At 63.2% G+C, this 20,431-nt stretch carries 19 protein-coding genes; 13 read left to right on the forward strand and 6 right to left on the reverse strand.

What is annotated here, in order from left to right:
• Nucleotides 1-10: 10 nt before the first annotated feature.
• The 11 genes from QOS90_RS05830 (at nt 11) to QOS90_RS05880 (ending at nt 10,433) form a co-directional block, all read left to right on the forward strand.
• A complete protein-coding gene (locus QOS90_RS05830) occupies nt 11-1,984 on the forward strand; it encodes a heme lyase CcmF/NrfE family subunit (protein WP_177323878.1) in 1,974 nt (657 codons plus the stop codon).
• Nucleotides 1,981-2,517: a DsbE family thiol:disulfide interchange protein gene (locus QOS90_RS05835; RefSeq protein ID WP_027592993.1), complete on the forward strand. Its 537-nt coding sequence runs from the start codon at nt 1,981-1,983 to the stop codon at nt 2,515-2,517. Before QOS90_RS05830 ends, QOS90_RS05835 begins: the two co-directional genes overlap by 4 nt.
• Nucleotides 2,514-3,002, forward strand: a complete 489-nt coding sequence (locus QOS90_RS05840; RefSeq protein ID WP_027592992.1) for a cytochrome c-type biogenesis protein — start codon at nt 2,514-2,516, stop codon at nt 3,000-3,002. The genes QOS90_RS05835 and QOS90_RS05840 overlap by 4 nt, the downstream gene beginning before the upstream one ends.
• Nucleotides 2,995-4,185: a c-type cytochrome biogenesis protein CcmI gene (gene ccmI / locus QOS90_RS05845; RefSeq protein ID WP_085272511.1), complete on the forward strand. Its 1,191-nt coding sequence runs from the start codon at nt 2,995-2,997 to the stop codon at nt 4,183-4,185. The genes QOS90_RS05840 and ccmI overlap by 8 nt, the downstream gene beginning before the upstream one ends.
• A gap of 12 nt (nt 4,186-4,197) precedes the next feature.
• Nucleotides 4,198-4,617 carry a hypothetical protein gene (locus QOS90_RS05850; RefSeq protein WP_027592990.1) on the forward strand — a complete coding sequence of 140 codons (420 nt, stop codon included), beginning with the start codon at nt 4,198-4,200 and terminating at the stop codon, nt 4,615-4,617.
• A 96-nt stretch (nt 4,618-4,713) separates the two neighbouring features.
• Nucleotides 4,714-5,652, forward strand: a complete 939-nt coding sequence (locus QOS90_RS05855; RefSeq protein ID WP_085272512.1) for a 2-hydroxyacid dehydrogenase — start codon at nt 4,714-4,716, stop codon at nt 5,650-5,652.
• Between the two features lie 51 nt (nt 5,653-5,703).
• Nucleotides 5,704-6,492: a PhzF family phenazine biosynthesis protein gene (locus QOS90_RS05860; RefSeq protein WP_085272513.1), complete on the forward strand. Its 789-nt coding sequence runs from the start codon at nt 5,704-5,706 to the stop codon at nt 6,490-6,492.
• A 391-nt stretch (nt 6,493-6,883) separates the two neighbouring features.
• Nucleotides 6,884-7,825, forward strand: a complete 942-nt coding sequence (locus QOS90_RS05865) for a DMT family transporter (RefSeq protein WP_085272514.1) — start codon at nt 6,884-6,886, stop codon at nt 7,823-7,825.
• Between the two features lie 41 nt (nt 7,826-7,866).
• Nucleotides 7,867-8,205 carry an FKBP-type peptidyl-prolyl cis-trans isomerase gene (locus QOS90_RS05870; RefSeq protein ID WP_027592986.1) on the forward strand — a complete coding sequence of 113 codons (339 nt, stop codon included), beginning with the start codon at nt 7,867-7,869 and terminating at the stop codon, nt 8,203-8,205.
• 326 nt (nt 8,206-8,531) lie between these two features.
• Nucleotides 8,532-9,194 carry a histidine phosphatase family protein gene (locus tag QOS90_RS05875; protein WP_085272515.1) on the forward strand — a complete coding sequence of 221 codons (663 nt, stop codon included), beginning with the start codon at nt 8,532-8,534 and terminating at the stop codon, nt 9,192-9,194.
• A 45-nt stretch (nt 9,195-9,239) separates the two neighbouring features.
• Entirely contained in the window at nt 9,240-10,433 is a 1,194-nt protein-coding gene (locus QOS90_RS05880; RefSeq protein WP_085272516.1) for a D-amino acid dehydrogenase, read from the forward strand.
• 214 nt (nt 10,434-10,647) lie between these two features.
• Here QOS90_RS05880 and QOS90_RS05885 read toward each other — a convergent pair whose 3' ends face one another.
• From QOS90_RS05885 to QOS90_RS05895, 3 genes are all read right to left on the reverse strand, one after another.
• Entirely contained in the window at nt 10,648-11,376 is a 729-nt protein-coding gene (locus QOS90_RS05885; protein ID WP_027592983.1) for an aspartate/glutamate racemase family protein, read from the reverse strand.
• Between the two features lie 15 nt (nt 11,377-11,391).
• Nucleotides 11,392-12,924 carry an NCS1 family nucleobase:cation symporter-1 gene (locus tag QOS90_RS05890; RefSeq protein ID WP_085272517.1) on the reverse strand — a complete coding sequence of 511 codons (1,533 nt, stop codon included), beginning with the start codon at nt 12,922-12,924 and terminating at the stop codon, nt 11,392-11,394.
• A gap of 471 nt (nt 12,925-13,395) precedes the next feature.
• Nucleotides 13,396-13,833, reverse strand: coding sequence for an Lrp/AsnC family transcriptional regulator (locus tag QOS90_RS05895; protein WP_027592981.1), 438 nt, complete (start codon nt 13,831-13,833; stop codon nt 13,396-13,398).
• 134 nt (nt 13,834-13,967) lie between these two features.
• On the opposite strand from QOS90_RS05895, the gene QOS90_RS05900 reads away from it, so the two are divergent.
• Complete coding sequence (locus QOS90_RS05900) at nt 13,968-14,864, forward strand: DMT family transporter (protein ID WP_085272518.1); 897 nt, start codon at nt 13,968-13,970, stop codon at nt 14,862-14,864.
• A 142-nt stretch (nt 14,865-15,006) separates the two neighbouring features.
• Entirely contained in the window at nt 15,007-15,933 is a 927-nt protein-coding gene (locus QOS90_RS05905; RefSeq protein ID WP_085272519.1) for a class I SAM-dependent methyltransferase, read from the forward strand.
• An 8-nt stretch (nt 15,934-15,941) separates the two neighbouring features.
• Here the strand turns inward: QOS90_RS05905 and QOS90_RS05910 are convergent, their stop codons facing one another.
• The 3 genes from QOS90_RS05910 to QOS90_RS05920 form a co-directional block, all read right to left on the reverse strand.
• Complete coding sequence (locus tag QOS90_RS05910; RefSeq protein ID WP_085272520.1) at nt 15,942-17,966, reverse strand: mechanosensitive ion channel family protein; 2,025 nt, start codon at nt 17,964-17,966, stop codon at nt 15,942-15,944.
• 93 nt (nt 17,967-18,059) lie between these two features.
• The gene (locus tag QOS90_RS05915; protein WP_085272521.1) at nt 18,060-19,262 is read right to left on the reverse strand and encodes an alginate lyase family protein; all 1,203 of its coding nucleotides are present in this window, start codon (nt 19,260-19,262) and stop codon (nt 18,060-18,062) included.
• A 103-nt stretch (nt 19,263-19,365) separates the two neighbouring features.
• Entirely contained in the window at nt 19,366-20,364 is a 999-nt protein-coding gene (locus QOS90_RS05920) for a sulfate ABC transporter substrate-binding protein (protein ID WP_085272522.1), read from the reverse strand.
• Between the last annotated feature and the right edge of the window lie 67 nt (nt 20,365-20,431).

The following is a 20,431-nucleotide window of genomic DNA, read 5'->3' on the forward strand; positions in this document are numbered from 1 at the left end:
CGCGGCACTGGTGATACCCGAACTCGGCCAGTTGGCGATGATCCTGGCCATCTGCTTCGCCGCCGTGCAGGCCAGTGTGCCGCTGCTCGGCGCCTGGCGCGGCGACAGCCTGTGGATGAGCCTGGCACGCCCGGCGGCCTGGGGGCAATTCGCCTTCCTGACCTTTGCTTTTGCCTGCCTCACCCATGCCTTCATGACCGACAACTTCTCGGTCGCCTACGTCGCCAGCAACTCCAACAGCGCTTTGCCTTGGTACTTCAAGTTCAGTGCCGTGTGGGGCGCGCACGAGGGGTCGTTGCTGCTGTGGGCGTTGATCCTGGGCGGCTGGACCTTCGCCGTGTCGGTGTTCTCGCGCCAGCTGCCGCAAGTGATGCTGGCCCGTGTGCTGGCGGTAATGGGCATGATCAGCGTGGGCTTCCTGAGCTTTTTGATCATCACCTCCAACCCGTTCCAGCGCCTGCTGCCGCAAGTGCCGACCGATGGCCGTGACCTCAACCCGTTGCTGCAGGACATCGGCCTGATCGTCCACCCGCCGATGCTGTACATGGGCTACGTGGGCTTCTCGGTGGCCTTTGCCTTCGCCATCGCCGCCTTGCTTGGCGGGCGCCTTGATGCCGCCTGGGCACGCTGGTCGCGGCCGTGGACCATCGTCGCCTGGGCCTTCCTTGGCGTGGGCATCACCCTGGGCTCGTGGTGGGCTTACTACGAGCTGGGTTGGGGCGGCTGGTGGTTCTGGGACCCGGTGGAAAACGCCTCGTTCATGCCTTGGCTGGTGGGCACGGCATTGATCCACTCGCTGGCGGTGACCGAGAAGCGTGGCGTGTTCAAGAGCTGGACCGTGCTGCTGGCCATTGCTGCCTTCTCGTTGAGCCTGTTGGGCACCTTCCTGGTCCGTTCCGGGGTGCTGACCTCGGTGCATGCCTTTGCCGCTGACCCGTCACGCGGCGTGTTCATCCTGATCTTCCTGCTGTTCGTGGTGGGCGGCTCGCTCACCCTGTTCGCCCTGCGTGCGCCGGTGGTCAAGAGCCAGGTCGGCTTTGCCCTGTGGTCGCGCGAAACGCTGCTGTTGGCCAATAACCTGGTGCTGGTGGTGGCGGCCTCGATGATCCTGCTGGGCACGCTGTACCCCCTGGTACTTGATGCCCTGACCGGGGCCAAGCTGTCGGTCGGCCCGCCTTACTTCGATGCGTTGTTCCTGCCGCTGATGGCACTGCTGATGGTGGTGCTTGGGGTGGGCGTGGTGGTGCGCTGGAAGGACACGCCCGGCAAATGGCTGGCAAGCATGATGACCCCGGTTCTGATCGGCAGCGCAGTGCTCGCCCCGGTCGCGGGCTTCATCGTCGACGACTTCGACTGGCCAACGCTGACGGCCTTTGCCCTGGCGGCCTGGGTCGTACTCAGCGGGTTGCGTGATGTGCTCGACAAGACCCGCCACAAGGGCCTGGCCAAAGGCATGGGTGGCCTTACCCGCAGCTACTGGGGCATGCAGCTGGCGCACCTGGGTTTGGCGGTGTGCGCACTGGGCGTGGTGTTGTCCAGCAACAACAGTGCCGAACGCGACCTGCGCATGGCGCCGGGCGAAAGCGTGGAGCTTGGCGGTTATCACTTCCTGTTCCAGGGTGCCAAGCACTTCGAGGGGCCGAACTTCATTTCCGACAAGGGTACTGTGGTGGTGTCTCGCGACGGTCGCGAAGTGACCACGCTGCACCCTGAGAAGCGGCTGTACACCGTGCAGCAGTCGATGATGACCGAAGCCGGCATCGACGCCGGCTTCACCCGCGACCTGTACGTGGCCCTGGGCGAGCCGTTGGAAAACGGCGCTTGGGCGGTGCGTGTGCATATCAAGCCTTATGTCCGCTGGATCTGGCTGGGCGGTCTGCTGACCGGCCTGGGCGGTTTGCTGGCGGCCCTGGACCGGCGTTACCGCGTCAAGGTCAAGACCCGGGTGCGTGATGTCCTGGGCGTGTCTGGAGCAGCTGCATGAAGCGTTGGATCATGGTGGTGCCACTGGCGGTGTTTCTGCTGGTGGCGGTTTTCCTCTACAAAGGCTTGTTCCTCAAGCCCGACGAACTGCCTTCGGCGATGATCGGCAAGCCCTTCCCGGCGTTTTCCCTGGCCTCGGTGCAAGGTGATCGCAATTTGACCCAGGCCGACCTGTTGGGCCGCCCGGCGCTGGTCAACGTGTGGGGGACCTGGTGCCCGTCGTGCAAGGTCGAGCACCCGTACCTGAATCAGCTGGCCGAGCAGGGCGTGGTGATCCACGGGGTCAACTACAAGGATGACAATGGCGCGGCGCTGAAGTGGCTGGCCGAGTTCCACAACCCCTACCAGCTGGATATCCGCGATGAGCAGGGCACCCTAGGCCTGGACCTGGGCGTGTATGGCGCGCCGGAAACCTTCCTGATCGACGCCAAGGGCATCATCCGCTACAAGCACGTAGGCATTGTCGATGCCAGCGTCTGGCGCGAACAGCTGGCGCCGCTGTACCAGGGCCTGGTCGATGAGGCCAAGCCATGAAGCGCGGGCTGGCAGCAGCCGTACTGGGGTTGGCCCTGGGCCTGGGCGTGGCGGGCGTGGCCAGGGCGGCCATCGATACCTACCAGTTCCGCGATGACGCCGAGCGTGAGCGGTATCAGCAACTGACCAAGGAGCTGCGCTGCCCGAAGTGCCAGAACCAGGACATCGCCGACTCCAACGCACCGATTGCCGCCGACCTGCGCCGCGAAATCTTCCGCATGCTGGGCGAAGGCAAGAACAACGAGCAGATCGTCGACTTCATGGTCGACCGCTATGGCGACTTCGTGCGCTACAAGCCCGCGCTCAGCGGGCGCACCTGGTTGCTGTGGTTTGGCCCGGGGATCCTGCTGGCCGGTGGCTTCGTGGTGCTGCTGGTGATCGTTCGCCGCCGCCGCGGTGCAGCGGCCCAAGGTGCGCATGAGTTGTCCGTCGACGAACGCGAGCGTCTCGCCAAACTGCTGGAAAAAGAACAGACCCATGATTGAATTCTGGCTTAGCGCGGGCCTGCTGCTGCTCGCTGCCCTCAGCTTTCTGCTGATCCCGATCCTGCGTGGCCGTCGCCGTCAGCAAGAGGAAGACCGCACCGCCCTGAACGTCGCCTTGTACCAGGAGCGCGTGGCCGAACTGGCTGCGCAGCAAGCCGCTGGCGTGCTCGATGACGTGCAATTGGCCAAAGGCCGTGACGAAGCAGCCCGTGAACTGCTGGCTGACACCGAAGGGGGCGAGGCCGCGCGCCAAGGCCACCTGGGCAAAGCGCTGCCGCTGTTGGCGGCGGTGCTGGTGCCGCTGATGGCGTTGGGGCTGTACCTGCACTTTGGCGCGGCTGACAAAGTCGAGCTGACCCAGGAATTTGCCCAGGCGCCCAAGACCATGGAAGAGATGACCACGCGCCTTGAGCGTGTGGTGAAGGCCCAGCCGGATTCCGCCGAAGCCCTGTATTTCCTTGGGCGTGCCTACATGGCCGAACAGCGCCCGGGCGATGCGGCACGCACCTTCGAACGTGCCGTGGCCCTGGCGGGCCGTCAGCCCGAGTTGCTGGGGCAATGGGCCCAAGCGCAGTACTTTGCCGCCGACAAACAGTGGAACCCGCAACTGCAGGCGTTGACCGATGAAGCCCTCAAGGCTGACCCGAACGAAGTGACCAGCCTGGGCCTGCGCGGCATTGCTGCGTTCGAGGGTGAGCGTTACCAGGAAGCCATCGACTACTGGAAGCGCCTACTGGCACAACTGCCTGAAGGCGATGCCTCGCGCGCCGCCTTGCAAGGCGGTATCGACCGGGCTGCTGAGCGCCTGGGCGGTGAGCCTGGCCAAACCGTCACACCCGTGGCTGCCCGGCTGAAGGTGCGTGTGGAGCTGGCAGCGGCGCTCAAAGACAAGGTCAAGCCCGACGACACGGTGTTCATTTTCGCCCGTGCCAGTAATGGCCCGCCCATGCCCGTGGCAGCGAAGCGGGTGACCGTGGCGCAGTTGCCGATCGAGGTGGAGTTGTCTGATGCCGACGCGATGATGCCGCAGATGAAACTGTCGGACTTTACTGAAGTCCAACTCGTTGCCCGTGTGTCGCGTGCCGGCCAGCCCACTCATGGCGAGTGGATCGGCCAGGGTTCGCCACTGGCCACTGCCACCCAGGCCACGCAACACCTGACCATCGACAGCCCAGACCCGTAAGAGAGCATTGCCATGCACAGCACCGTCCGCCTGACCCTGATCACCCTGGCCCTGGGTTTGTCCGCGTGTACGGTGCATGAACCTTACGAGCAGCCCGCGCCACCGATCGAGCGGCTACCGCCGCACCAGGGGCCGGTGGTCAAGCCGTTGCCGGGCGGGCAGCCTTCGACCCAGCCGAGCAAACCCGCAGCGACGCCCAAGCCGATGCCCCGCACGTCCGCCAGCTTTGCACCGCCACCGGGCGGTTCCAGCCATTGGGACCCTAAGCTGGGCGTGTACGTGCTGGAGAAAAAACCCAACACCTTCTACCGCCAGCGCACCTACTACCGCTACGACGGGGGCTGGAGCTGGTCACTGAGCCCCGATGGCCCATGGCAGGACACCGACAGCAGCGGTGTACCCGGTGGCCTTGGGCGGGCGTTCGCCCAGTAAGTTGCCCGGTACAGTACAGTTTTCTGCTCATTTATCGATTGACTGTACCGACCGCTGATTACGCATAATGCCCCTTCGATCAGACGCGGAGGTGGCATGAGCAAGACAGTCCTGGTGTTGGTGGAAACCGTCGACGATTACCTGCCCCTGCTGGAACAGGCGGGTTATCGGCTGATCCGCGCACCGTCGCCGCAACTGCGTACCGAAGCCATCCAGCGCCACGCCCGCGAAATCGATGCCGTGCTCACCCGGGGCCCATTGGGCCTGACTGCCGCGGAAATCGAGGCGCTGCCCCACTTGCAGATCATCTGCGTGATCGGTGCCGGCTACGAGCAGGTCGATCTGGCCGCCGCTGCCGCGCGCGGTATCACGGTGACCAACGGTGCCGGGGCCAATGCCGCCGCGGTCGCCGACCATACCTTGGCAATGGTACTGGCGCTACTGCGCGACATTCCCCGTGCCGATGCCAGTACCCGCCGTGGCGAGTGGAACCGTGTGATCAGCCCGTCGGTGAGCGGCAAGCGCCTGGGCATTCTCGGCTTGGGCGCGGTGGGGCTGGCGATCGCCAAGCGTGCCAACCTTGGCTTCGACATGAGCATCAGCTACCACAGCCGCACGCCGCGCCCGGATGTGCCGTACACCTGGTACGACAGCCCGCTGCACCTGGCCGATGCCGTCGACATTCTGGTCGTGGCCACGCCAGGCGGCGCCGCTACCCATCACTTGGTCGATGCACCGGTACTCGAAGCCCTCGGCGCCGAGGGCTACCTGGTGAACATCGCCCGTGCCAGCGTGGTGGACACCCAGGCCCTGGTGGCGGCGCTGGCGGGCGGCAAGCTTGCCGGTGCCGCCCTGGACGTGTTCGACGACGAGCCGGCAGTGCCCGGTGCCCTCAAGGCGCTCGGCAATACGGTGCTGACACCCCATGTGGCGGGCCAGTCGCCGGAGGCCGCGCGCGACACGGTGACGTTGGTAGTGCGCAATCTGCAGGCGTTCTTTGCCGGCGAGCCGGTGTTGACCCCGGTACGAAACTGACTCTTTTCACCCATGAGCCTGGCAGCGTCCCGGCCAACAAGGAGTGTGTGCATGCAACTCGAGATCTTCCAGGTCGATGCGTTTTCCGCTGAGCCTTTCGGTGGCAACCCCGCGGCAGTCATCCCGCTGGACAGCTGGCTGCCGGACGATGTGCTGCAACGCATCGCCGAAGAGAATAACTTGTCCGAAACCGCCTATTTCGTGCGTAACGGTGAGGCATACGACCTGCGTTGGTTCACCCCGACGGTCGAGGTCGACCTGTGCGGCCATGCCACCTTGGCCTCGGCCTATGTGTTGTTCGAGCAGTTGGGCGAGCAGGCGCCCGTGTTGCGGTTCAATACCCGCAGCGGCGAGTTACGCGTCAGCCGTGGCGCCGACGGGCTGCTGGCGATGGATTTCCCGGCCAAGCAGCCGGAAGCGGTGGAGGCCCCAGCGGGCCTGTTGGAGGCGCTGGGCCTGAGCAGTGCGCGTGCGGTGTACCGCAGCGATGACTTGGTGGTGGTGATCGATGACGCGTCGTTGCTGGACCCGTTGAAACCCGATTTTGTCGCCCTGTCGGCCTTTGATGTGCGCGGGATCGCCGTGACTGCGGCTGGGCGCGGGTTTGATTTTGTTACCCGGTGGTTTGGCCCGCGGGTGGGCGTGAACGAGGACCCGGTAACGGGCTCGGCGCACACCTCGCTGGCGCCGTTGTGGGCCGAGCGGCTGGGCAAGAATGTGCTGAGTTGCGAGCAGGGTGGGGTGCGCAAGGGGCAGTTGCTGTGCGAGGTGCCGGGCAATGGGCGGGTGATTATCAGCGGGCGGGCGGCGTTGTATCTGCGGGGGCAGGTGTTTATCTGAGGGATGTTTTTGGTGCCTGAGGTGCATGTCTTTAGGTTTGCAGCGCCTGGGAGATCGAGCGCCGCCCGCGCGGCGCTTCGCAGCACAAGGCTGCTCCCACATCTGTTTCGGGCCAGTCACGCCTGTGGGGGCGGCGCGCGACCGCCTTGTTGGTCCGACGCGATATCATGGTGTGCGCCAAGGGGCCGCGCGCCAATGCCCCAGGACTAATTGGCCCGAAACAAATGTAGGAGCAGCCTTGTGCTGCGAAGCGCCGCGCGGGCGGCGCTCGATCTCCCAGGCGCTGCAAACCCCAAGACATGCCCCCGCAACCCCACCCGCATCCCCCAAATCATTGCCTCCCCCCCGCACAACCAGTAGCCTGCGCCCAATTCAAACGAGGATCGCAGACGTGAGACGCGGTGTGATGTACGCCGGCATGGCCGGTGCGTTGTGGGGCATGGTGTTGATGGTCCCTGAGCTGCTGCCTGAGTTCAACCCGATGCTGCTGAGCAGCGTGCGCTATGTCATGGTCGGGGTCATCTCGTTGCTGCTGGCACTGCCCATGGCCCGCCAACTGCGTCAGCTGACCCTGCACGACGCGTGGATGCTGCTGCGCCTGGCCGTCATCGGCAACCTGGTCTATTTCGTTTTCCTGGTGGCCGCCATCCAGCGTCTGGGCGTGGCGCCGGCTTCGCTGATTGTCGGCGTACTGCCCCTGACCATCACCCTGTACGGTCGCAACGACAGTGGCGCGGTACCGCTGGCGCGGCTGATCGGCCCATTGGCGCTGATCCTGACGGGCATGCTGTGCATCAACCTGCAGACGTTCGCCTTCGCCCCCGGCGACATCGGCGACAAGCTCCTGGGCCTGTTCTACGCATTGGCCGCCCTGGCCTGCTGGACCTGGTACGCGGTACAGAACAGCCGTTACCTCAAACAATGCGGGCATTTCGACAGCCATCAGTGGTCGGTGCTGTGCGGGGTGATGACCGGACTGGCCAGCCTGGTGATGGTTGCAGCCCTGGCCCTGTGGCAGCCGCAACAGTTGCAGGTGGACGCGCCGATGGCGCGCTGGTGGTTGTTCTGGGCGGCCAGCCTGGGCTGCGCGGTGCTGGGTTCGTGGTTGGCCATGGCGCTGTGGAACGCTGCCTCCAAGCGCCTGCCACTCACCCTGAGCGGCCAACTGATCGTCTTCGAAACTTTGTTCGCCCTGCTTTACGCTTTCCTTTGGCGGCAGACCGGGCCGAGCGTGCTAGAGGCGGCAGCGATCATTCTGGTGATTGGCGGCGTGCTGTGGTCCATGCGCCAGCACGGAACGCCGCGAGAACTTGCCAAACCGGTGCATACCTGAGAAAAGGGCGGCTTTGATTTTTTCAGCGTTGGAGCATGCCCATGAGCAGCGAACTGCAGATCATCGACCTCGTCGAAGGCGACGGTAAAGCCGCCGTCAAAGGCGCCCTGATCACCACCCAGTACACCGGCTGGCTGGCCGACGGCAGCACGTTCGATTCATCCTGGTCGCGCGGCAAACCCTTCCAGTGCGTGATCGGCACGGGGCGCGTGATCAAAGGGTGGGACCAAGGCTTGATGGGCATGCGCGTCGGTGGCAAACGCAAACTGCAGGTGCCGGCGCACCTGGGGTACGGCGAGCGCAGTGTGGGGGCGATCCCGCCGAATTCGGATTTGACGTTTGAGATCGAGCTGCTGGAAGTGCTGACGCGGGATGATTGAGATATTGATGAGTTTTTGCGGGTGTATGCCTTGAGGTTTGCAGTGCCTACGAGATCGAGCGCCGCCCGCGCGGCGCTCGGTCTCGTAGGCGCCAGATCATTCACGCCGTACATACAGGGTATACATAATTCAGCAACACACATCCTCTAACGTTGGCCTTGCCTAGGGAACGGCAATCACGCTCAGGGAGGAACCAAACGGGTTGACGGCACTCTGACCCTCACTCGTTGCCAGGGATGGCACTCACTACAAGGACGCCCTGCGGCTGCGACGCAGGGCAACGTGGCGGGTCAACCCGATTTTCTCTGCCACAAGAGCCTGCCTTGATGAAGTTGCCAACCTTTCTCCGCCGTCGTCGCCACTTGCTGTTGAGCCTGGTGCTCACGGCTGTGGCCATACCGCTGGCGTTGGATGCTGTCGAAAGCCGTGCGCAGCCGGTCGATGGCACCCAGACCCTGGTCTTCCTGCGCCACGCCGAGAAACCGGGCGAGGGGCTGGGGCAACTGAACTGCCAAGGCCTCAACCGGGCATTGGACCTGGCCACGTTGCTGCCAGAACGTTTTGGCAATGCCGACTACGTGTTCGCTGCCAACCCGTCGCGGCATGTCGAGGAGGGCAGCAAGGACGAGAGCTACAGCTATATCCGCCCGCTGATGACCATCACCCCCAGCGCCATCCGCTTGGGCCTGCCGGTGAACATCGACTACGGTGCCAACGACACCGACGCGCTGGCCGAAGAGTTGCTGAGCGACAAATACCGCAACGCGACGGTCTACACCGCTTGGTCCCATGGTTACCTGCCAGAACTCATCAATACCGTGGCCGGCAAGGCCCTGGGTGAAGAGCGGGTGATCACCGAGGACTGGAACGGTGACGATTTCGACACCCTGTATGTGCTCACGCTGACCTGGCACGACGGCAAGGCCAGCCTGCTCAGCCGCAATGTGCGGCAGGGCCTCAATGACGGTGCCCATAGCTGTCCGAGCTGATGCGCTGCTACTGTGTGGGCAAGGAAGCCGAAACAGGGGCCATGCATGAAGCACGAGGTGACGGTCATTGGAGGGGGTGTCATTGGCTTGGCGACGGCCTATGCGCTGGTGCGCGAAGGGTTGTCGGTAGCGCTGATCGAGGCGCGGGACAGCCTGGCATCTGCCACCAGTTTCGCCAATGGCGGGCAGTTGTCGTACCGCTATGTGGCGCCATTGGCCGATGCCGGTGTGCCGTGGCAGGCACTGGGCTGGATGCTGCAGGGGGATTCGCCGCTGCGTTTGCGGTTGCGATTTGACCCGGCGCAGTGGCGTTGGTTACTGGCGTTCATGATGGCCTGTCGCAGCCGTGTCAATGCTCGCAATGGCGCACAACTGTTGGCGTTGGCGCTGGAAAGCCAAGCCGCCCTGGCGCGTTGGCGCGAGGAGGATGGGTTGACGGATTTTGCCTGGCGACGTAACGGCAAGCTGGTCGCTTTTCGTAGTGAGCGGGCGTTCGCCCAAGGGCGCAGGCGCCTGCTCGATCCAATCAGCCAACGCGTGCTCGATGCCACCGAGCTCAAGGCCCTGGAGCCGGCCTTGGCCGAGGCGCCGTTCGTGGGGGGCGTGCTCACACCTGATGAGGAAGTCGCCGACTGTTACCGCTTCTGTGTACGCCTGGCCGAGCGCTTGCGCGCATCCGGGCAGTGCCAGTTTTTGCTCGGTAAGCCTGTGACTCAGCTGGTCACACATCACGATCGGGTGGTTGCGTTGCAGTTGGGCAGCGAGCGGGTCGATGTGCAGCGCCTGGTGCTGTGTGCAGGTCATCGCAGTGCGGGGTTGGCGCTACCGGGGTTGAAGTTGCCGGTCTATCCGCTGAAGGGCTACAGCCTGACTGCGCCGATTGCCCCTGAGCATCGGGCGCCGGAGGTCAGTGTTACCGACTACGAGCGCAAGATCGTCTATGCGCGGCTGGACCGCCAACTGCGGGTGGCGGCGATGGTGGATATCGTCGGTTACGATGAATCGGTGGATGCGCGCCGACTCGACAGCATGCGCCGGCTGGCGGTGGATACGCTGCCCAACGCCGCCGACTACGGGCAGGCGGTGGAATGGGCGGGGATGCGGCCAGCGACGCCCACCGGGGTGCCGATCATTGGGGCGACGGCGTATCGGAACCTGTGGCTGAACGTGGGGCATGGGGCACTGGGTTTTACGTTGGCCTGTGGCAGTGGGGAGCGGTTGGCCAGAATGTTGCGCTGACTGGACCGGCCCTATCGCTGGCAAGCCAGCTCCCACCCGAACTATGTAGCCTTCAAGTCTAGCGCCGCACCTGTGGGAGCTGGCTTGCCAGCGATGAGGCCGGAACAAGCACCACAAGACAGTTGCTCCCACAGGTGTCTCAGAACCTTCTGGCCTGTGGTCATCCTGTGGGAGTCGGCTTGCCGGCGTTAGGGCCACTTAAGGCACCTGAATCTTACCGCCCGAAGCGCATCGGCCAGCCCACCACTTTCTTCACCCTCGGCGTGGCATAGGTCCGCACTTTGGACGTACTCAACCCCATCCGCACCAACGACTCGGCAATGGTCACCGCTGCGCTCACACCGTCCACCACCGGCACGCCGGTGCGTTGACGGATCTGCTCATCCAGCCCCGCCATGCCACCACAACCCAGGCAAATCACCTCGGCCTTGTCGTCGCGCACAGCGCGCTCGGCCTGCTCGACGATAGCTTCCACGGCACGCTGCGGGTCGGCTTCCAGCTCGAGCACGGCCAGGCCACTGGCGCGCACCGACGCGCAGCGGTCGTACAGGCCGGAAAGCCGCAAGCGGTCTTCGATCAAGGGCACGGTGCGGTCCAGGGTGGTCACCACCGAGTAGGCGTGGCCCAGGTACATGGCCGTGCTGGCGGCGGCATCGGTGATGTCCACCACGGGGACGTTCAGCAGCTCTTGCAGGCCTTCGCGGCCGTGCTCACCGTAGCCGGCCTGAATCACTGCATCGTAGGGCCCATCGTAGGCAAGCACCCGGTCCATCACCGCGATGGCCGCCAGGTAGCTTTCAAAGTTGCCTTCCACCGACTCGGCGCCAAACCACGGGGTCAGGCCGATGATTTCGGTACCTGGTGCGGCAACGGCGCGCGCCTGCTCGGCGATGGCCTCGGTGATGGCTTCGGTGGTGTTGACGTTGGCAATCAGAATACGCATGGCAGTTCTCCCTGATCAGTGGCTGCTGTGGTCAACGGCGATGCACTCACCGCTGACATCCAGGTAGTGGCGGTTGCGTGGCGCGATCAGCAGGTAAAGGGCCGCGGCGATGCCGGCACCGATCAGCCAGGAGAACGGCGCCACGCTATGGAAGTTGGGTACCAGGGCGAGCACGATGGCCAGCAGTGCGGCCGGCACAAAGGCGGCCACGGCGCGCAGGTTGATGCCCTTGGTGTAGTGATAGGCGCCAGCCGGGTCTTCGCTGTACAGCTGCGGCACGTTGATGCAGCCTTTGCGCAGCAACCAGTAGTCGGCCATGATCACCCCGTACAGCGGGCCGAGCAGGGCGCCCAGGCCCGACAGGAAGTACACGATCACCAGCGGGCTGTTGTACAGGTTCCAGGGCAGGATCAGCACGGCGAGGGTGGCGCTGATCAGCCCGGCGCGACGGAAGTTCAGGTGGCGTGGCGCCAGGTTGCTGAGCACGAAAGCCGGGGCGACGAAGTTGGCCATGATATTCACGGCCACCGTGACGATCAGGAAGGCCAGGCAACCCAGGACCAGGAAGGGGGTGTTGGGGATGCTGGCGACGATCTGCGTCGGGCTGTCGATGATCTGGCCGTTGATCTGGAACTGCGCGCCGCACAGCACCACGGTGATCATCGCGAACACCAAGATGTTCACCGGCAAGCCCCAGAAGTTACCGACGCGGATGGTCTTGCGGCAGGGCGATGAGCGGGCGAAGTCGCAGAAGTTGAGCACCAGGGTGCCGTAGATCGCCAACCACAGGGCTCCGCCCGCGAAGATGTTGCGCCACATCTCGTAACCGGTCAGCGGCGCCGCCACCGACCAGGCGATTCGCGCGTCGGCCTTGAAGTACATGAACACCGCCAGGCTGGCGACGGTGAGCAGGATCACCGGGCCGGCGAAGGCCTCGTAGCGGCGCACCATCTCCATGCCGTAGGCGAGGATCACCAACTGCACCAGCCAGATTGCCACGAAGCAGACCCAGCCCAGGCTCGACAGGCCAAGGATGCTGTCCTGGTCGTGGACGGCCAGTTGCGGCCACACGGCAGTCAGCAGCACGCGCAGCACCACCGAGGCCAGGTAGGTTTGGATGCCGAACCAGGCAATGGCAATGACCGCGCGTATCAACGCCGGTATTTGCGCACCATGGATACCGAAGGCAATGCGGCTGATGACCGGAAACGGTACACCGGTCTTTTGCCCCATGTAACCGGACAGGTTCATGAAGAAGTACACCAGCGCCGCACCAATGGCCAGCGACACCAGTATCTGCCAGCCGCCCAGCCCGAGGGCGAACAGCCCCATGGCGAACGAGTAGTTGGCGATGTTGTGCACATCGTTGGTCCATAACGCAAAGATGCTGTAACCGCCCCAGCGCCGACCTTCGGCGCGTGTCGGGGCGAGGTCGCGGTTGTGCAGGCGCGGGCTCAGTTCAAGTGCTGGCGCAGGGCCAGCAAGTGTGGAGATGGGGTTGCTGCTGGCGACGGAAAGTTCAGGGGCAAGGTCGAGGCTTGTACGCATTCCGGCAGGCTCCTGATGCACGTGGACTGCGATGAGCGGGCAATGCGCACGGGCTCGCCATCTCGTCGGTGCAGCGTTGGCATCACTGGGTTCTGGGCGCGACGGCCGACGGGTAGGGCGACGTCGCGGGTTCTTGTGTATTTATGTTTTGCCTAATTTGTATACAAAACACGAACACACAAAAGCGAGTTCCATGCCAGCCGAAAAGCGACGTTCAAGTTGCCATTGTTTTGATTTCGTCTTGTGAAACGCTAACTAGATGAAATTAAGGAAATAAAAATTGACCAACTAAACAGCTTTTATTTTTTGATCGTTTTGTTAGTTGATCACTTGGTCAAAATTAGTGGCGTGGAGGGTGTAACGTATTGGGGCGAGGTTGAGAAAAGTGCACACAAAAATGGCACCTATGGTGACATTCCTGTGTACAAAAAATAGTCAGCTTTTGCCTGTGCCGACCACCTCGAGGCAGGTTCAGCCCATCGGCGGCAGGCGTCGCTTCACCGGGCTCTTCTTGATGATCGCGGTGTTGGTTTCGGCCAGCACGTTGATCCGGTCGAGCAGGGTGTCGAGCTGTTCCATCGAGCGCACATGCAAACGCGCAATGAAGCAGTCCTCGCCGGTCACCTTGTCGCATTCGGTGAACTCAGGGATCGCAATGATCTGCCGCTCCACTTCCTGCAACTGCCCCGGCAGCGGGCGGATACGCACGATCGCCTGCAGCTGGTAACCAAAACTGCGTGGGTCGACATCCACGGTGTAACCGCGCAAGACACCGCGTTCTTCCAGGCGGCGCAAGCGCTCGCTGACGCTGGGGGCAGACAAGCCACTGATCTGCGCCAGGGCCTTGAGTGAGCGCCGCGAGTCTTCCATCAACGCGTTGATCAGCAGTTGGTCGATAGCATCGGTCATGCGTAACCTCATCAGGCTATTCGGGTGATTTGCCTTGATAGTAAAGGCAAGGTTGCGGATGCGCCTTTGATATCCGCTGGAAGGTCCCCCGTCACCCTTTGCATACTGTTGCCATTATCAATGGGAGGTGTGAGATGGACAGTTCATTGCGCCGTGGCTCGCTGGAAATGGTCGCTGCCATGCTGATTTCCGGGACCATCGGCTGGTTCGTGCTGGTGTCGGGCCAGCCAGTACTCGACGTGGTGTTCTGGCGGTGCGTGTTCGGTACCGGCACGTTGCTGGTGATCTGCGCGGCCTTGGGCTTTCTCAAGCCGGGTGTGATCGGCCGCACGGCGTTTGTGCTGGCGATTGCCAGCGGTGTGGCCATCGTCGGCAATTGGGTGTTGCTGTTCGCCTCTTATTCACGCGCTTCGATCGCCATCGGCACCGCCGTTTACAACGTCCAACCGTTCATGCTGGTGGGCCTGGCGGCTGTGTTTCTGGGCGAGAAGATCACCTTGCCCAAGGTCACCTGGCTGAGCGTTGCCTTCCTGGGCATGCTGGCTATCGTCAGCGCCCACGGCGTGGGGCAGGGCAGTGGCGAGGATTACCTGCTGGGTATTGGCCTGGCGCTGGGCGCGGCGTTTTTGTATGCAGTCGCTGCGTTGATCATCAAGCGCCTTAAAGGTACGCCACCGCACTTGATCGCATTGATCCAGGTTGCCACCGGCGTGCTGCTGCTGGCGCCGTGGGTCAAGCTGAGTGGGTTGCCGGGTGAGACTTCGGCACTGGCCAGCCTGGTGACCCTCGGCATCGTTCATACCGGGGTGATGTATGTGTTGCTGTACAGCGCTATCCAGCGCTTGCCTACCGCACTGACTGGCGCGCTGTCGTTCGTGTACCCGATTGCGGCAATTCTTGTCGACTGGGTGGCCTTTGGGCACCGGCTGGCACCGTTGCAATGGCTGGGCGTGGCACTGATTCTGCTGGCAGCGGCGGGGATGCAGCAGGGGTGGTGGTTTAGTTCTGCGCGGGTTGCAGCCAAGCATTGAGGTGACCTTGCGGGCCTCTTCGCGGGTAAACCCGCTCCCACAGGTGCTGTCCTTCGAAGCGGTGCAGTACGGGTGGGAGCGGGTTTACCCGCGAAGCGGCCCGCAAGGGTAGAATGCCGCTTTTTCCAGCTTGCGACCCGCCATGACCTCGCCGATCCAGACCCTTGAGCAACACCTGCTCGCCGCCCTCGACCCCGCCCCCCAGGAAACCCGTCGCCTGTTCCACGGCCGTGGCCGCTGCTGGCCGGGCCTTGAGCAGGTGACAGTGGACTGGCTGCAAGGCGTGCTGTCGGTGGCGCTGTTCCGTGAGCCGCCTGAAGGCCAACTGGCGGAGCTGGAGGCCATGCTGCGTAACCTCGCCCAGCGCCCGCAATGGCATGGCCAGGCCATCCTCATCCAGCATCGCTACCTGCCGGACAGCCCCGGCCAATGGCTGTGGGGCGAGCCGTGCCAGCAGCGGGAGGTCGTCGAGGACGGCCTGACCTACCTGCTGGACCTGGGCGTACGGCAGAACAATGGCCTGTTCCTGGACATGCGCTATGGCCGACGCTGGGTACGCGAACAGGCAGCAGGCAAGCGGGTGCTCAACCTGTTTGCCTATACCTGCGGTTTCTCGGTAGCGGCCATTGCGGGTGGGGCGGAGCAGGTAGTGAACCTGGACATGGCCAAGTCGGCGTTGTCCCGCGGGCGAGACAACCACCGGCTCAATGGCCACGATGCGTCACGGGTGGCCTACCTGGGGCATGAGCTGTTCAAGTCCTGGGGCAAGGTTCGTAAGTACGGGCCCTATGACTTGATCATCATCGACCCGCCCACCTTCCAGAAGGGCAGCTTTGTGCTGACCCAGGATTACGCGAAGATTCTGCGGCGGTTGCCGGAGCTGCTGAATGAGGGCGGGACCGTGCTGGCCTGTGTGAACGACCCGGGGATCGGGCCAGAGTTTTTGATCGAAGGCATGGCCGAGCAGGCGCCGGCGTTGGCTTTTGTCGAGCGACTGGAGAACCCGCCGGAGTTTCCTGATGCGGATCCGGCTGGGGGCCTTAAAGCCTTGGTATTCCGGCAGGTTTGAGGCTTGCTTCACGCTGAAACTCCACGCATAGGCAGCGGATACACCTGGGCAAAGCTCACCTGCTCCGTCTGGTCCACCCGCTTCTTCAGCCGCTCGTTGAACGCGCGGCTCACCGCATACTGCCCACCGGAAATGGTGCGGAACTGCGCCGTCAGCACAAACCCGTTCAAGTCCATGCGGTCGACCCCGAATACCTGCAACGGCCCCTGCAGGTTGATGCGCAGCAGCGGGTCGTCGCTGATCGACTGCCCCACCTCATGGATCAGCGCCAGCGACTGGTCCACATCGCTGTCGTAGGTGAATTGCACCGAGAAAAACGCATAGGCGAACTGCCGCGACTGGTTGGTAACCGCCTTGATCTGGCCAAACGGCACCGAGTGCACAAACCCCTTGCCGTCGCGCAGGCGCAGGGTACGGATGGTCAGGCTTTCGACAGTGCCGGCGTGGCCGGAGTCGAGCACCACCCAGTCGCCGATCGAGATGGTGTCTTCGATCAGGATGAACAGCCCGGTGATCACGTCCTGCACCAGTTGCTGCGAGCCAAAGCCGATGGCCAGGCCGATCACCCCGGCACCGGCCAGCAGTGGCGCGACGTTGATGCCCAGGTTGGCCATGGTGGTGATGGTGCAGATGACGATCAGCACCACTTTGATGGCATTGCGCAGCATGGGCAGGATGGTCCGCACCCGCGTGCTCGGCTGGCGCGCGGTACGGCGCCCGGGCGCTGGTTTGAGCGCTTCCTGGATAGCGGTGTCGAGCACCACCCAGAGCAGCCAGGTGACCAGCAGGATCAGGCCGATGCTCGACAGCGAATTGCTGATGGCCTGGCCCAGGCGGTTGCTCAGGGCGAAGCCGATCACCGAGACGCCCCAGATACGCCCCAGCAGTTCGATGAAGGCCACCGCCATGGCAATGCGCAGCAGCGCGTGGGCCAGGCTGCGCAGCAGTTCCTTGTAAGGCCGTACCTGTTGCCCAGCATCGGCTTCGCGGGGCGCCAACAGGTGTTGCAGCAAAGTACTGAGAAACACCGTGGACACCAGCAGCACCGTGGTCAGCAAGGCTTTTTGCAGCGCCTTCTGGCTTTCTTCGCCAGCGCCGATCAGGTGAATGGCCGAGACCAGAATCATCAGCAGGATCGGCAAATACCACACTACCGAGAAGATGCGCAGGGTTTCCTGCACCGCCCGGTGTTGCAGGCGGTCCTTGAAGGCGCGGTTGCGGATCAGGTGGGCAACCGGGCGGCGCAGGCGAATCACCAGGCTGGCAAAGATGACTGTGGCGGTGAGGCCGGTGAGTACCGCGATGCTGGCGGTGATGTTGCCGCCTAACTGGCGGGCGATCTGCGGGCTGGTCAGCGCATCGCTCCAGGCAGCCAGGAAGCCGATCAGGAACAGCGGGCGCGGTGCCAGGCGTTTGATCACTGCCACGGCCGAGCGTTTGTGGCCGGCATCGAACAAGGTGACCAGGCACAGAATGATCGAGGTTGAGAATAGGCCGCTGCTGGTGGCGTACGCCAGGCTCAGGCCCAGGGCGCGGGCGATCGATGGGTCAAGGAAGCGGCTGACATACAAGGTCAGCGGCAAGCTGGCCAGGGCGGGAAGCGTATAGGGCAGCAGGTAGCCGAGCAGGCTGCTGGCGCGCGGGCGGTCGCGCAGCCATGCCGTGCGGGCGCTGCGCGTGGCGCCCCAGCGGCCAAGGGTGGTGAGCACTGCGAAGGCCGCGGCCCAAGTGAATGTCAGCAGGATGAAGTTACCTGCCAAGGTGAGCGAGTCACTGGCCGAATGGCGATCGACCAGGCGTTCCACTTCCTTGGCTGCACGGTCGGTGCGTAGGCGCCAGGCGTCGACCAAGTGGGCATCCAGGTCAAGCTCCTGGGCGGCACTGTCCAGGCCGTCGGCCAAGGCACCGAGCAGGCCGCCCTGAAGCACCGGCTCCGGTTCGGCAGGTTGTGCGTCGGTGGGGGCGGGGTCGGCCGCCAGCAGGTGGGTGCTCAGCAGGCAGCCGAGCAGCAGGGTGGTGAGGTAGCGCAGCACTGGAGTACTCCTTGGGCCGGGATGAGCGGGGCAGGGTTACTCCAGAAACTGAGCTGTTCAGCGGCGCGAAAGTTCGATGTGCGTGTGCTGGGGTCAGCGATTGCCTTGCAGTGAGCCCGTCAGCCCATGGGTGAGCGTTTCCCAGCGCAGGTGGAACGCGCCCACTTGTGGGCGTTTTTTTGCCAGAAATGTTTGCGTCTCGGGCAGGTTGACCCCTTTGCGCAGTGCGTAATGGTTGTAGGCAATTTCGAAGGTGCCGCTGATGTTCTCGAGGATAGGCCCTTCGCAGAGCGGCTGCGGGATGTTGCCATTCATCTGCGCGCTATGCAGTTCCAGCGCTGCGACGATGCGTTGCTGCTCTTTGCTATACAAATCGACGCCCTGCAGCCTGGCGGTTTCTGCGACGTTGATGATGGCTGCCAAGCCCATCGAAGTGTGGGCGAGGTCACGGCAGGTTTCTTGGCTAAGGCCCTTCACGTAGTGCTTGGGAAAGTGCCAGTGCGCCTTGATCCGGTCGTCATCGAGCCTGCACCACGGCGCATTGGGCGGCCTGTTATCGCCTTGCTCGTCATAAATATAAGCAGGTACGAGTTGATGCCAACGCCTGATGGCTTCGTCGAATAACCCGCGGTCATCCGTGACGATACCGATATTGGCCATTGCCTCAATCGCGGTGGCATGCCAGTTCTTGTTATGGCAAAGCGAGCCAGAGATGAACATCTGCTTGATAGTGGGGAGGTGCTGCTCTGTGAGCATTTTCTTAACCTGCGCCCGTTCATCCGGCAACCAACCGGTGTAGCCTTCATCGACGATTTCAAGGCCTCGGGTAAAGAGCGCGGCTGTCCAGGCAGCTTGCAATGGACCATTACTCGCCTGATGTCCGCCCGTCAGCGTCGTTGCCCACGCCAGCAGAATGCTTCTGACGTTCGCGGCATATTGAGGATTACCGGTATACGACCACAGCAACGCCTGTGTGTACGTCGCCGCTGCGTCATCCATTTCTTCAAAGCAGCCAACGCGCGGATTAGTGGAGCCCGAGCCGCATTCAACCGTGGCGAAGGGGGTGGCCTGGTAGTCCTCAGCGGCCCATTTACTGTCCTTTGCTTGCGCAAAGGCATCCTTCCAAGGCTGCGTGTCTAATCGGGCTTTGACGAAATTCAAAAGTGCGGTGTCAACCAGGATGCCAGGGTGGTTCAGTGGCAGACCGACAGTCGGCGAAAGGCTTGGGGAGTCTGCAGAAATGGCCGTACTGAGGCCTGCAAGGGTGAGGGCGGAGATTAAAAGGAATTTACGCATGGTGAGTGCCTCATTGAGTCATGAGGCCCATGCTGCCAAGTTTCTGAAGTACGGCTACTGACAGAACTATCAGTAGCCGTACGGCGAGGACTGTGTTTGTAAGTTACTGTCCGCTGTAGATCTGGTCGAACACACCACCGTCATTGAAGTGGGTCTTCTGCACGGTACGCCAGTCACCAAAGGTTTTTTCCACCGACAGGAAGTCCACTTTCGGGAAACGGTCGGTGTACTTGGCCAACACCGCCGGATCACGTGGGCGCAGGTAGTTGTTCGCGGCGATTTCTTGTGCCGCTGGCGACCACAGGTACTTCAGGTATTCCTCGGCCACGGCCTGGGTACCTTTTTTCGCCACCACCTTGTCGACCACGCTCACCGGTGGCTCGGCTTCGGCGGACACACTTGGGTAGACCACTTCGAACTGGTCGCGGCCGAACTCGCGGGCGATCATTTCGGCTTCGTTTTCGAAGGTCACCAGCACGTCGCCGATCTGGTTGGTCATGAAGGTGGTGGTCGCGGCGCGGCCACCGGTATCCAGCACGGGCGCCTGTTTGAACAGCTTGCCGACGAAGTCGCGGGCCTTGGTCTCGTCACCGCCTTGCTTGAGCACATAGCCCCACGCCGAGAGGTAGGTGTAACGGCCGTTACCCGAGGTTTTCGGGTTGGGCACGATCACTTGCACGCCATCCTTGAGCAGGTCGGGCCAGTCTTTCAGTGCCTTAGGGTTGCCTTTGCGCACGATGAACACGGTGGCCGAGGTGAACGGCGCGCTGTTGTTCGGCAGGCGGGTGACCCAGTTGTCCGGCACCAGCTTGCCGTTGTCGACCAGGGCGTTGATGTCGGTGGCCATGTTCATGGTGATGACATCGGCCGGCAGGCCGTCGATCACCGCGCGCGCTTGCTTGCTCGAGCCGCCGAAGGACATCTGCACATTGACCTTCTCGTTGTGCTCGGCTTCCCAGTGTTTCTGGAAGGCCGGGTTGTAGTCCTTGTAGAAGTCGCGCATCACGTCGTAGGAGACGTTGAGCAGGGTCGGGGCGGCCTGGGCGAGGTTGCCGAGGGCCAGGCCTGCGGCGAGCAGCGAGGCGGTGAAGAGTTTTTTCACGTTGCTTCCTTGTTCTTGAAGGTTATTGGGGCAGATTGCCAGCGACTATAGCGGCTGGGTTTATGCG

Origin of the sequence: Pseudomonas sp. LAIL14HWK12:I10 (assembly GCF_900184205.1) — a bacterium.
Lineage (GTDB): Bacteria > Pseudomonadota > Gammaproteobacteria > Pseudomonadales > Pseudomonadaceae > Aquipseudomonas > Aquipseudomonas kermanshahensis.